This is a genomic window from Olivibacter ginsenosidimutans, from assembly GCF_039542865.1.
Taxonomy (GTDB): Bacteria; Bacteroidota; Bacteroidia; order Sphingobacteriales; family Sphingobacteriaceae; genus Olivibacter; species Olivibacter ginsenosidimutans.
Genome location: NZ_BAABIQ010000006.1, coordinates 84,018 through 95,749 on the forward strand (window position 1 = coordinate 84,018; position 11,732 = coordinate 95,749).

Sequence of the window (11,732 nt, forward strand, 5' to 3'; positions counted from 1 at the left end):
ATGAAGAAGATACATATTATCATCTCTGTTGCACTGAGCCTCGCCTCGTGTAATAAATACCTTGACGTAAAACCGGAAAAATCCTTACAGGTGCCTCAAACGGTTAAAGATTTGCAGGCAATTCTGGATAACAATACCATCATGAACAATGATTACCCGGGAGCGGGAGATATTGCTTCTGATTATTATTATTTGACGGATGCCGAATGGGCAAGGCGTGATCAGGTAACTCGCGACGACTATACGTGGTTTGCCCAGGCAGAAAATGAACGGGATTACCTATTCAACTATACCAAGATTTTATATGCCAATGTAGTGTTGAATGCCATAGATGACGCCGAACTAAAGGGTTATAAGGAAAGTGATCGCGCTAATGTGAAAGGAAGCGCCTTGTTTTTCAGAGGATTTATACACTGGTATTTGACGCAGGTGTTTACGCTTCCTTATAATCGGGAACATGCCGCAACAATGTTAGGTATGCCGTTAAAAACCCGCGCAGATATCAATGAGAAAACCGTGCGATCTTCTCTGGAAACAACTTACCGGCAGGTGCTTAATGATTTAACCGCTGCGGCTGCTTTACTGCCCGTAAATGCCATAACGCCTACAAGGCCATCCAAAAGGGCAGCTTATGCCGCTTTGTCAAGAGTTTATTTGACGATGGATGATTTTATCCATGCGGGCGCTTACGCCGATTCCTGTTTACAGCTGAACGATGACCTGTTGGATTTTAATGCCTTGGATGCTTCCCTTCCTGCACCGATTGAGTTGTTCAATAAAGAGGTAATTTTTCACGCTACGTTCTATTCAGGTGGTGCTTTGGCTAATGTGCGGACGTTGGTAAATCCAACGCTTTATGAAAGCTATGTTACAGGAGACTTGCGAAAAACGGTTTTTTACCGTAGTGTAGAAAATGGCTATACCTTTCAGGGAGATTATTCGGGCAGTGTATCGGGTGCGTTGTTTTCCGGTATAGCCAATGACGAACTTTACCTCACGTTGGCCGAGTGTTATGCAAGGCAGGGTAAAGATGCGGAAGCAAGGGACGTGTTAAATAGGCTGCTGAAAATGCGCATAAGCCGGGAAGTATTTATTCCTATTGATGAAACAGATGCGAAGACCTTGCTACAGATTATACTTAAAGAGCGTGAAAAAGAATTGGCTTTCAGGGGAGGGCTCCGGTGGATGGATTTACGCCGGTTAACCAAAGATGCGGATTTCAATACTACCTTACAGCGAAACCTCGATGGAAAGCTTTATACGCTTTCGCCTCAGGATAAACGATTTGCTTTTCTGATACCGAGCATCGTTGTTCAGGAGACAGGTATCCAACAGAATGAACGATGAGCCATAGAAATAAAAAGGGTGTGCCAATTTTTAGCACACCCTTTTTATGGAAACCTTTAAGGTTTGAACCGAACATTGGTGGGCGTGGCATTGCCCTGCATCTGATCGATTAAATCCTCCGAAATTTCAGGTTTTGGATTTTCCGGATCGGAGTTTTCGTCTACCGGAGCTGTTATTCCACATACCTCGGAAAAGGTAGATGAACATCCGGAAGTACTACCCTGATGATAGAATTCCGGTTGGGTAGGGTCTGCCCCTGGAAGAGAGTCGTCATACAACCACTCCTGATCTGCCCGTGCAGCATTTGCTGCTCTTTCTGCCCTTACCTTTGCTACTGAAATGGTACCGCCTGATAGCATCACCGCTACCAGTACGGTTCCTGTGATTTTTTTAAAATGCATAATATAAGTTTTAAAACAACCTGCTCTTCTTTTATACTTTTTTATCGTTATTAAGGGTACTAAAAGCTGAAATAACGTTTCTTCGTTGCTCTTAACTACTTTCAGAGCTGCTTCTATTGCTTAAATACCCATCGTTACAATAAGCCGGAGTAAAAGAAGGTATATGTCTAATGGCGCAGCACCTCTTGTGCACGAGGGGTGCGGCCACACCAGCGCATATACAGCTTGTAGATGACGAGCCTGATCTTTGGCCAGTACTGCAGGCAGGCTCCTCCTACAGCAAGTATCGTTAGGCGCAGGTTCCACACATAGTGTTCCGGCCATTTCATCTTTTCAAAAACACCCCCGCACGCACAGGGAATATACCCAAATACCTTTTCTTTGGCTAACCAAGCATATACCGTGAAACTGGCAATGAGCAGTACATTGGCCTTAATCCCAAAACGAAACAATCTGTGATGGAAAAAGAAGGGCGACAAAAGCCAGAGTACCATGCCCAACTCCACGGCTGGTAGTGCATAAATCAGGATTTCGGTCAACCAATCCGGAAATACCTGCCGGTACATCTTAATGCGGTAAGTACCGAAGTCGGCCAGTTTCATCATAGCCGTATAGCTGTAGAGTAAAATAAAAACCAAACGCACCAGGGCATCCAGTATAAAGCGTGTCCATTTTTTTAAAAAGGTTTTCATCAGTTTTTGCTCCTTTCTTTATAGCCTCCAAGCGAGCTGCCGGTTTCACCAACCGATGGAACCGGCAACTGGCCAGCGATGGAACGGGTTCTACCTTTCGTTTTCCATATTTTCAAATCTAAGGCAGCCCAACCGGATCACGTGCCCCATTGGTCATCTTTGAAAGCTACCAATGTGGCATAGGGTCTGCTTATTTTTTCTTAATAGATCGAAGTAAACGGCTAAAGGTATTACGGTTCATGTTCAGGAATTCGGCCAATAAATAATGGGGTACCCGTTCGGTAATGTTGGGGTAATAGGTTAAAAAGGCTTTCATTCTTTCGCGGGTGCCGAGATGTAGCCAAGAGCTGTAACGGATTAACCTTAGTTCGTGCTGCCCCCAAAGATGGGCTAGGAGCTGATCGATCTGTGGGAAAGTGGCTAATAGGCGCCGTAGCTGCGGGATAGGTAACTGCAACAGAATACTGTCTTCCAAAACTTGCACGGCTTCTTCCCGTGGTTTCTCAAAAAAGAAGCTGTCTGGCTGGAAAATGACATCGCCTTTGGTCCATAAAAAGAGACTGTACTGCAATTGAAACTGCTGGTCAAAAACCACACTACGGGCAATACCCCGAACCATATACCACAGGTAGCCATCTTCTGCTAAACCGGGATATTCGATATAACTTAACTGACTGAACATAACCAATCGCGCTCGGGCGGTTAATTCCACTTCCAGCGCTTCAGGTAGGTTAAAGGCTTGACGGAGTGCTGTTAAGGCTGCGCGGATATATTGTGCTTTTTCATCATGCATGTTTAGGGATATATTGGTTTATGTCTTCACAAATAAAACAGATAGCGGGCTACTTATCAAGTGACAAGGATGACAGCTTCCCAAAAGACAGGTGGTAACCAGGGAGCAGATACGATGTAAATGGACGCTGAATAGGGTGACATTCGTGCAGTGCTTAAGCCAATTTTTTATTAAAAATGTAATTTCGGTAGCTGTAAAAGCCATTACGTCCGATTTTTTTTAGATTTTAAAATAAAAAATGACATGTTTGAACCGTGATCACTAAATCTCATGGCTATTGAGTAGGTTAATGCCGATGCCTTTAGTAAAATCGGTACTTAAATTAAACAATAGAAAAATGTTAGTACAATTAAATGTAAAACAGCAACCTCTAGGATTTTCAGACTTATGTCTTCGCTATGGCCTTACTAGCTTGATAGACGATTGCCAATACTGGGATCTTTAATTTTTTGCTAAACACTGCCCAGCCCGGGCAGTGTTTTATAAACCTTTAGAATAAACCATAATGTTAAACAGTTATCAAAACAAATTAATTGAGCTGAAAGAACGCCTGGTGCAGTCTTCATGGCCAAACCAACAGAAAATGCTCAATGCCTATGCTTTCTTCAGTGCCAACTTAACGCATTTTATGCCGAGTATACCGGCTACACAGCACAAAGAATGGTTTTCGGAAGCGATATTAAACAGGCAATGGAACGCGCTCGATGAATCTTTTTTCCATGTCGAACATCCCTTTACCATTCATGGGTGGGATAATACTTGGGCTAAACAATTGAAAAAGCGACCCGGATTGATTTGCACTTTTCATACAGGATCCTACAGATTCATCAATTATCTGCTTCATAGGGCAGGTGTACCGCTGGCACTGCTGATAGGCGATTATGCTTTTCGCGAACATCGGCAAAGCTTTAATCAAATGAAGCAGCGCCTCAAAACTACCTCGGCGCACATTCCCTTTTCGATTTTAAATGCAACAGATCCGAAAGTTGCCTTCAAGATAAAAAGTACGTTGGAGCAAGGAAGTAGTGTGCTAACCTATTTAGACGGGTACCAAGGAGTACAGGCCCTAACACCCCAGAATGCGATACGTATGCCTTTTCTGGCACAACACCAGCTGCTGCGGAAGGGCCTGCCGTATTTGGCTTATAAACTGAATGTGCCTATTTACACCGTTTGTTGTTTTCGCCAGGCAGACCATAGCTTGCGTTATGTTTGGCTAGGACCGTTCGAAAAGCTAGACATGGGTCTAGCTGATTTTATTGACTATACGTTATATAAAATATATAGCGGTTTTGCTTCTTATGTACAGCACTATCCTGCACAATGGCAAAATTGGTCGAGCTTACATTTGTATGCCAATCGAAATGATTTCTTTATACCGGGCAATCCGCAACAGCAAATAATAAAAGAACCCGACGAAGCCCGACACGCGCTGCTGGCCTTAAATAACGATTTTTTCCTGCTGGATAAGTTAACCTATCAGGCGTATCAAATTCAGAAAATGCAATTCAATAACTTACGTCAACAATGGCACGGAAAATCAAACTGAGCGTATCTACTCAACAAAAAAAACTCATCGGTATTCAGGTAGGCTGTTGGTTGCTCTATTTTAGTATAGTGTATATCGGTACGGTGCTCAACTTCCCCGAACAAAAAATCGGTACACTCATATCGATCTTTGCATTAAAGATAGGCGTTTTTTATATCCTACTGGCTATCCTTTATTTGGTTTTTAACAAACGCCACTGGTATAAAGGCTTATTACTCCTGATGTTGCTGTTTGTCCTTGCGGCACCTGCCGCATATGTATTTCTGTATAAAGTAATGGATGGTTTGGGCTTTCATGTGAATAACCATGTGCCGCCATTAGACTGGGCTTTTCTGGGGCGCATGCTACGGCATTACATCTTGTTGATTCTTTTTGCAGTGGGGCTCTTTGTTTTTCTCAAGTACCGTGAATACAAGAATAAACAGATCGAATCGACTGAGGCGGAATATAAAACGAAAATGTACGCGCTCAGGATGGAGAAGGAGCTTGAAAGGCTGAATTATGATCTGCTAGCCAAGCATAATGATCCGCATTTTGTTCACAATATCTTCAACTTATTTTTTGCAGAATTGTTGAAGTATTCACCACACTGGGCGGGGCTTATGGCTTCTTTTTCAGCATTAACCCGCTACACCTATACACAGGCGAGTAAAAGTACACGCAAAATGGTGGTCGATAAAGAATGGTACCAGGTGTTGGCCATGTTAGCGCTGCAGCAGGCTAGATTTCCAGATGAGCCACTTAACGAACCGGTTATTGAAGGCAGCTTCTCCGGGCAATGTATATTGCCGATGGCTTTCATAACCCCTTTGGAAAATGCGTTTAAATATGGCGATTTTGAGAACTCCCCTGATGCGCTCCATATAAAGCTGACTTTAACAGACGATTATGTGGAATTTACCTGTCGTAATCGTTTTGATTTCAATGCCCGACCGATTACCACGAGCGGTACCGGCTTGCTAAACTTGCGGCGAAGACTGGAGATTGTTTTCAAAGACGATTTTCAATTGGCCGTCAGGGAGGAAAAAAATTATTTTACTGTACAACTGATCATTTACCAATAAATTATGGCAAACGAATACCTCATTAAACAAATTTTTAATTGCATGGTTATCGATGACGAATGGGCATCTATACAGGTCATCGCAAAGTACATCAACGAGACACCTAATTTAAATTTAACCTGTATCACCACCAAACCGGAAGAAGTACCGCAATTGTTGGAAAAACATACCATTGACCTGCTCTTTCTGGATATTCATATGAAAGGCAAAGACGGTTGGGATATTAAGCGCATGCTTGATCCGGCTATCCATGTGGTATTCTGTTCGGCAGATAATCGTTTGGGGAGTGAGGTCTTTGACGTGGATGGAGTAGACTATCTAGTAAAACCCTTTACGTTTGAGCGATTCAGTAAAGCCATTGCCCGCGTTATTAACCGAAGCAACGATCACCATATCGGCAGCGAGGTGGATGACCTTGATGCCGTCATTGCAGTTAAATCGGGTAAAATGCAGCAGGATATTATTGAATTGGCTGATATTGATTACATTACCACCAATTTGAAACGCGTACAGATTCATACCATTAATGAGGTTATTACGGTGGATAATACATTAAGCGAACTGATGCAACGCCTCCCGTCTCCTCGTTTTATCCAGATCAGCAAGTCAACCATTGTTCCCCGCAATCGCATCGCTACCTTACAGGCAAAATGCGTGGTGCTGAAGGGTAGAAGTAAAATGGTTTTTGCCATTGGGGCGAAGTTCAAAGCCAAGGTACAGGCCTTATATAGCCAATAAGTAAATGGGAGAGAAGAAAGACTGGTCTGCAGTTTTGCAACGTATAGGCAGGCTTCTGGCTCGTTTTAAAGAGGAGAAACTAACGACCGATTGGGAAAAGAAAGATTTATTGGAACTGCAGTACGCCTTTGCATCACTAGTATCGGAGATAGTGCAATATGTAGAAGAGACTGAGCGCAAGTTGGTATCGCGGGTAGAACTGATCGATCTTTGGAAGGAAGATAAACCATACTTACCTTTAACGAAAGAGCTGTTTGCACAAGACCATTATCGTTTTTACAAGCAGTTGTGGGAGGAGTTGCATGATTTACTGACGGTTAGGCAGCATGCCGATGATTTATATTTTCGCGTGTCCATCACAGCGATGCAATTGCTATTTCTGATTCATGTGATGCATGAGGCAAATATCATCGAAACACCTAAAAAGGGTAACTTGTTCCGGTTTATCAGTAGGCATATCGGCACGTTGCAGCAGGAAGAATTGTCGTACGAAAGTTTACGCAAAAAGTTTCATGCTACCGATAGGAATACCATTCTCAAAGTGCGGCGTCTGTTAATGGATTTGGTAAACCTCATTAACAATCGGCATCTGTAGTGTTGGTGTGATTTAAAAGGTGTAGCAAATGGCGATTTTCTAGAAAATCCATCAATTCATCAAACCAGGCAATCGTAAAGCTTTTATGGTGGGCAATGTGCTGAATACCAAGGTCTACAATGTCTTGTAGTACATAGAGCTTTTGTTTCTTACAAATTGCTTGAAAGGATTGACTGAAACCTAGGGTTTCGATGTTTTGGGATAGGAGGTCTTGGATACTGAAGTAGGTCATAATTAATACGTGGACGCGTTACTCTACTTTCAAGGTATACCACTACCCGTACTCAAAGAAAACTGCCGCCCACGTAAACGGTGGGCGATCAGTCCATTTAACCTTGAGTACTTTAATCGTGTGGTATTTTTGAAAGTAAGGTGTAAATAGCTGTCGCTAATACATTATATATTAATATCTTTCTTTAATTCATTTAATACAATTTTAAATTTCTTCCCTCAAAGATAGCAATATTTGCTAGGCAAGGCAAGGAACAATTATAAACCATAAATCTATTGTATAAATATGTCTAACGCAAGCCCCAAAGACCCTGCGCCTTGCCACTGCTGTGCCCATTTGTTCCGTTTAATTTTCGCAGAAGTAACCGATCTGAAAGAGCACACCGAAAAAATAAGCCGTTTTATCCTGAATAAAGAAGCTGAAGAAACTATTTACCGCGATGCAGTTTATGTGCTGGATAGGGTAGGTATAAGCGATAGTACCTTATTGCGCTGCCAGCGCAAGGGCCAGATCAACGTGGCTAAACTGTCTAAAGGTAAAAAGCAGTTCCGCGATCAGGATGTAGAACGCCTACGCCGGGAATATTGGGGCTTGGAAGGGTAGAATTACCTTAACTTTGTGTAAGTAGTATGCCGTAAGATAATGGATAATGAACGGTTGTTGCCGAAACTCCTACATAAAAATGTGTTTTGCAATGGCTGTGTTTGTCGTGATAAATATTATTACAAATCTCCGGAATAGGAGTCAATTACTTTCAATCCTTTTATATTAGCAAAATCCTTCAGATTATGTGTAATCAGTGTGCAACCGGTAGTAAGTGTGGAAGCGGCAATTATAGCGTCAGGTAATTTTATTTTGTACTTCTTCCGTAAACGTATGGTTTCATCAACAATTTCATGGTTGAACTGGATAATATCAGCTAACGCTAAAAAGTTTGTGATAGCTGGAGGAACCTTCATTAAAGAAGAAAGTTCTATTTGGTTAGTTACTGAAATAATAGGTTGTTGGTCAATGATGTTTGCAATTAACTGATGACCCTTCTCCGGAAGTAAAATGAACAAAAGTCAATAATAACATTGGTATCTAATAAGAATTTCTTTCCCATTCGTCACGCATTGTTTTAATGGCACGGTGATAAATTGCTGCTTCTTTTTTGCCAATACTACCAGCGAGTGTTTCAGAAATTTTCTTTTTACTGACCTGTTTGGGTTCGGAGACAATTTGAATAAGTTTAAGCTGCTCTAAATCTTGAAGAAGTTTGAGGGCGTTCTTATTCCGTATTTTTATGGTTAAAGTATCCATAAGACAAACTTAATCAAAATCATCCTGATAAACAAAAGCTAGGCCATCTTCCTTGTGCGACGTCATGAATACCAACGCTTGGATGCACCATGTAGACAAAATTCAGAATTAAAAAGTAAAAAATCTTCCATCTTACTTATCAATTCCGTACCAACTTCGCCCTTTCTTCTACCGTGTATCGTTAGCCGAACATGTACGGAACATGCGCTGATCGGGAAAATCCCGATGCGAGCATGATCGGTGCACGATCGCGCCACGATCAACTCCCGATTAATGGTGGTAAAAAGGGCGAATTTGATTGGTTATTCGCTTTTCTTTTCTTCTGCGGAGGAAGAAAAGAAACAAAAGAAGACGCTCAGCTGCAAATGTCCTAGGAAAGGTTGTGCTATTACGTGGCCTCTAGCTGCCGGATCTTAGAATGCCGAAATGGAGCTCATGAAGATTGTTCCACTCCTTCAGTATTCCGTCAATTTCCTGATAATGCCCCGTCAGTAGACCGTCAGCCCACCTCGATGGCTTGTAATGGCTTTTTTTGCACCCTATGTTTGCCAGCGTAACGCAACAATACCGGTATTAGAGAACGCGATACGTAGGATTAAATTTCAAATTTCAAATTTTTAAAAACATGGGAACTATTAGAAACGGAGCCAACGGTGGCTTCAAAGGAAAAGCAGGAAGTGTGATCGGCAGTAGCTGGAAGAGCATCGACTATATCAAAGGGCTCTACAAAAAGCGTACAAAGCCTGCAACAGAGGAACAGTTGGTGCAACAGGCTAAATTCCGCACCTTGATGCGCTTCTTATTGCCCATCACAGCATTTATCCGCATTGGCTTTGGCCAGAAAAAAGAAGCGTTAATGACGGCTGTCAATGTGGCCTTCAAAGAAAACCTGGAAACAGCTTTGACGGGCGATTATCCGGACTACGTGCTGGATTACAGTAAGCTGCGCATCAGTGATGGACGCTTTGTGGGTGGCGGTTCGGAAACCGTTGCGGTGAACGAAGGGATTCTCTCAGTGAGTTGGGATACTACACCGAATGAACTGTACAAGACGGCTGATGACGATCGGGTGTATATCTTACTCTATCAACCAACAATCGATCAGTTTTTGTCTGCACCTGCACCTCCGCAGCGTGGCGATGAAAGTGTGGATATTACGTTGCCCAACCACTTCCTCGGTGCCGAAGGGCATGTTTGGATTTTCTTTGCCGATAGGACGAAGAAGAAGGTGTCGAGAAGTGCTTACTTAGGTATGGTAAATCTCGCTTAAGGTGTGACTATAGCGGTGCGGGCGCCCGCACCGTTACTTTAAAAATAGATAGGATGGAATGGATCTCAAAGTTGGCATTGCCAGAAGAAGAAAAAGGAGATGGCCGTTTGGCGGTTCAGCAGCGTTTTAAATTGGCTATGGAATTCCTGGCACCGCTGAGTGGTTTGATCAATCGGTGTAGGTTGCCGCATAAGCGCAAAACGCCCTTAGGGCAGGCCATGTCGCAAGTGTTACACGGTGCCATAGAGGGCGAATATCCCGAGCAATATGTGAACCCTGCCAAAGTGCTGCTTTGCAAAGGTGCCTTGTCTATGCCCCTTAAGATACTGGTTATCCGAATGGGTGAACTGATTCGGTTGGAGTATAAGGACCCTTCATCACGGCTGATCTCTGGTGAGGCCGATGATGAGATGATCATCTGTGTGTATAATCCGGAATTACGCATTGCAGGCATCAACGACGAAATAGCGACACGTACTGATGGGAAAGCGACGATCCATTTACCGGTACAATTGCGCAATGCAAATGTTCATGTATATGCTTTGGCCCATAGTCGCGATTGGAAGCGGTTTTCGCGCAGTGTTTACTTAGGAGCATATTAGTTGTGAGTTGCCGGTTGCGAGTTGCGAGCGCCTGTATGGTTTACTATTTCCGATTTGCGCTGTATGCTTTCCGCTCTTATAACTTAAGACGTATTACTAAAAACTTAAAACTTAAAACAATGGAAAATTTTATCATTATCTACAGGAAATACCTGTTAATAACCCTTTTATTGGCCAGCATTTTGGCATACCTGTGCTACCAGCCGCTCATTCGTTTGGTGGATGTAACAGCAGCCCCAATAGATTATGGCATCTTAAGTGCCGTGTTGGTGGCCGCTGTAGCCGTACTGAGTTTTGTGCAGCTCTGCCTATGGGTATTGCACCAACACTGGCCCTTCTTAGGCGAATATGCCGCAGAACATTTTGAACGGAACTTTAAATCCCTTTTATCATGGCAGAAAGTAAGCTTTTATTTAGGTTTTTTCTTGGCCCTGTTGTATGCCTTTGTGTGGGCATTGGCGGCAATAGTATAAATCGAACTAATCTTTCTCTGGATAATTTGGAGCTCTTGAGGTGTGAAATACCGATATAATGTATACGATATCAGTAGGTTTATCAAACCAATAGATGATAACGAAGGGAAAAACCTTTACTGGAGCAAAACGAATATCATCACCCGTTCTTATTGGAAATAACAGGGGAGCGTTCTTGACTAAATTTAACGTTGCGGTAACTCGTTTAATGAATTTGGAGGATAGTCCTTGTTGTTGTTCCTCATACCATTCGGCAGAAGCGTATAGTTCTTTTTCGGCTCTTTCAAGTAATTTAATGGAACGCACGGTTAAGGTCCTTTTGAATTTCGTTCCAGTCTTTGGCGGTCGTTTTGCCTTGTTTAAAAGCCTTTTGCGTATCACGGAAACTCTTTAGTTCAGATGCTGTAAAGGCATACTCTTCTGTCTCCTCGTTTATCGTGTATGCAATTCCGAAACGGTTAAGTACTTCTTGTAGAAGTTTAACATCCTCGCTGTTATGGACTGTAGCAGTTATGGTAGTCATAATATTCAAACTTACATAAATTCACTTTCATATGCAATAATTGCGACGCATATAAAATGAATTTTGTAATAGCCATTAAAAGCTATCTTACGGGGAGGATTTACTAAAAATTTAAAATCATGGAAAAAAATCAGTTTTTATATCGGTTTCT

General features: G+C 42.5%; 18 protein-coding genes. 10 read left to right on the forward strand and 8 right to left on the reverse strand.

All coding sequences use genetic code 11. The features are described 5' to 3' along the window. On the forward strand, nt 1-1,347 hold the full coding sequence (locus tag ABD930_RS06395) for a RagB/SusD family nutrient uptake outer membrane protein (RefSeq protein WP_345230887.1): 1,347 nt from the start codon (nt 1-3) through the stop codon (nt 1,345-1,347). Between the two features lie 56 nt (nt 1,348-1,403). Here the strand turns inward: ABD930_RS06395 and ABD930_RS06400 are convergent, their stop codons facing one another. The 3 genes from ABD930_RS06400 to ABD930_RS06410 form a co-directional block, all read right to left on the reverse strand. Next, nucleotides 1,404-1,748: a hypothetical protein gene (locus ABD930_RS06400; protein ID WP_345230889.1), complete on the reverse strand. Its 345-nt coding sequence runs from the start codon at nt 1,746-1,748 to the stop codon at nt 1,404-1,406. A gap of 167 nt (nt 1,749-1,915) precedes the next feature. Continuing rightward, a complete protein-coding gene (locus ABD930_RS06405; protein WP_345230891.1) occupies nt 1,916-2,440 on the reverse strand; it encodes a MauE/DoxX family redox-associated membrane protein in 525 nt (174 codons plus the stop codon). A gap of 190 nt (nt 2,441-2,630) precedes the next feature. Next, nucleotides 2,631-3,233 carry a Crp/Fnr family transcriptional regulator gene (locus ABD930_RS06410; protein ID WP_345230893.1) on the reverse strand — a complete coding sequence of 201 codons (603 nt, stop codon included), beginning with the start codon at nt 3,231-3,233 and terminating at the stop codon, nt 2,631-2,633. A gap of 505 nt (nt 3,234-3,738) precedes the next feature. Between ABD930_RS06410 and ABD930_RS06415 the strand changes: the two genes are divergently transcribed. The 4 genes from ABD930_RS06415 to ABD930_RS06430 are packed head-to-tail and all read left to right on the forward strand — an operon-like array spanning nt 3,739 to nt 7,179. Further along, nucleotides 3,739-4,782 carry a lysophospholipid acyltransferase family protein gene (locus ABD930_RS06415; protein ID WP_345230895.1) on the forward strand — a complete coding sequence of 348 codons (1,044 nt, stop codon included), beginning with the start codon at nt 3,739-3,741 and terminating at the stop codon, nt 4,780-4,782. Then, nucleotides 4,761-5,846, forward strand: a complete 1,086-nt coding sequence (locus ABD930_RS06420; RefSeq protein ID WP_345230896.1) for a histidine kinase — start codon at nt 4,761-4,763, stop codon at nt 5,844-5,846. Before ABD930_RS06415 ends, ABD930_RS06420 begins: the two co-directional genes overlap by 22 nt. A 3-nt stretch (nt 5,847-5,849) precedes the next feature. Continuing rightward, entirely contained in the window at nt 5,850-6,584 is a 735-nt protein-coding gene (locus tag ABD930_RS06425) for a LytR/AlgR family response regulator transcription factor (RefSeq protein ID WP_345230898.1), read from the forward strand. 4 nt (nt 6,585-6,588) lie between these two features. Then, the gene (locus tag ABD930_RS06430; RefSeq protein ID WP_345230900.1) at nt 6,589-7,179 is read left to right on the forward strand and encodes a hypothetical protein; all 591 of its coding nucleotides are present in this window, start codon (nt 6,589-6,591) and stop codon (nt 7,177-7,179) included. Here ABD930_RS06430 and ABD930_RS06435 read toward each other — a convergent pair. Further along, complete coding sequence (locus ABD930_RS06435; protein WP_345230901.1) at nt 7,160-7,411, reverse strand: hypothetical protein; 252 nt, start codon at nt 7,409-7,411, stop codon at nt 7,160-7,162. The two genes, ABD930_RS06430 and ABD930_RS06435, sit on opposite strands and share 20 nt — an antisense overlap. A gap of 285 nt (nt 7,412-7,696) precedes the next feature. On the opposite strand from ABD930_RS06435, the gene ABD930_RS06440 reads away from it, so the two are divergent. Continuing rightward, entirely contained in the window at nt 7,697-8,014 is a 318-nt protein-coding gene (locus tag ABD930_RS06440) for a MerR family transcriptional regulator (protein WP_345230903.1), read from the forward strand. 119 nt (nt 8,015-8,133) lie between these two features. Here the strand turns inward: ABD930_RS06440 and ABD930_RS06445 are convergent, their stop codons facing one another. Then, a complete protein-coding gene (locus tag ABD930_RS06445; RefSeq protein ID WP_345230904.1) occupies nt 8,134-8,472 on the reverse strand; it encodes a type II toxin-antitoxin system VapC family toxin in 339 nt (112 codons plus the stop codon). Between the two features lie 22 nt (nt 8,473-8,494). Then, a complete protein-coding gene (locus tag ABD930_RS06450; RefSeq protein WP_345230905.1) occupies nt 8,495-8,713 on the reverse strand; it encodes a hypothetical protein in 219 nt (72 codons plus the stop codon). Nucleotides 8,714-8,904: 191 nt separating this feature from the next. Here ABD930_RS06450 and ABD930_RS06455 point away from each other — a divergent pair, with 191 nt between their 5' ends. The 4 genes from ABD930_RS06455 (at nt 8,905) to ABD930_RS06470 (ending at nt 11,058) form a co-directional block, all read left to right on the forward strand. Continuing rightward, a complete protein-coding gene (locus tag ABD930_RS06455) occupies nt 8,905-9,087 on the forward strand; it encodes a hypothetical protein (RefSeq protein WP_345230906.1) in 183 nt (60 codons plus the stop codon). 251 nt (nt 9,088-9,338) lie between these two features. Continuing rightward, nucleotides 9,339-9,983, forward strand: a complete 645-nt coding sequence (locus ABD930_RS06460) for a DUF6266 family protein (RefSeq protein WP_345230907.1) — start codon at nt 9,339-9,341, stop codon at nt 9,981-9,983. A gap of 53 nt (nt 9,984-10,036) precedes the next feature. Then, nucleotides 10,037-10,585: a DUF6266 family protein gene (locus ABD930_RS06465; protein WP_345230908.1), complete on the forward strand. Its 549-nt coding sequence runs from the start codon at nt 10,037-10,039 to the stop codon at nt 10,583-10,585. Between the two features lie 119 nt (nt 10,586-10,704). Further along, nucleotides 10,705-11,058, forward strand: coding sequence for a hypothetical protein (locus tag ABD930_RS06470; RefSeq protein ID WP_345230909.1), 354 nt, complete (start codon nt 10,705-10,707; stop codon nt 11,056-11,058). Nucleotides 11,059-11,064: 6 nt separating this feature from the next. Here the strand turns inward: ABD930_RS06470 and ABD930_RS06475 are convergent, their stop codons facing one another. Beyond that, nucleotides 11,065-11,364 (reverse strand): type II toxin-antitoxin system RelE/ParE family toxin, encoded by a 300-nt coding sequence (locus tag ABD930_RS06475; RefSeq protein WP_345230910.1) that lies wholly within the window; start codon nt 11,362-11,364, stop codon nt 11,065-11,067. After that, entirely contained in the window at nt 11,351-11,581 is a 231-nt protein-coding gene (locus ABD930_RS06480; protein WP_345230911.1) for a hypothetical protein, read from the reverse strand. The genes ABD930_RS06475 and ABD930_RS06480 overlap by 14 nt, the downstream gene beginning before the upstream one ends. Between the last annotated feature and the right edge of the window lie 151 nt (nt 11,582-11,732).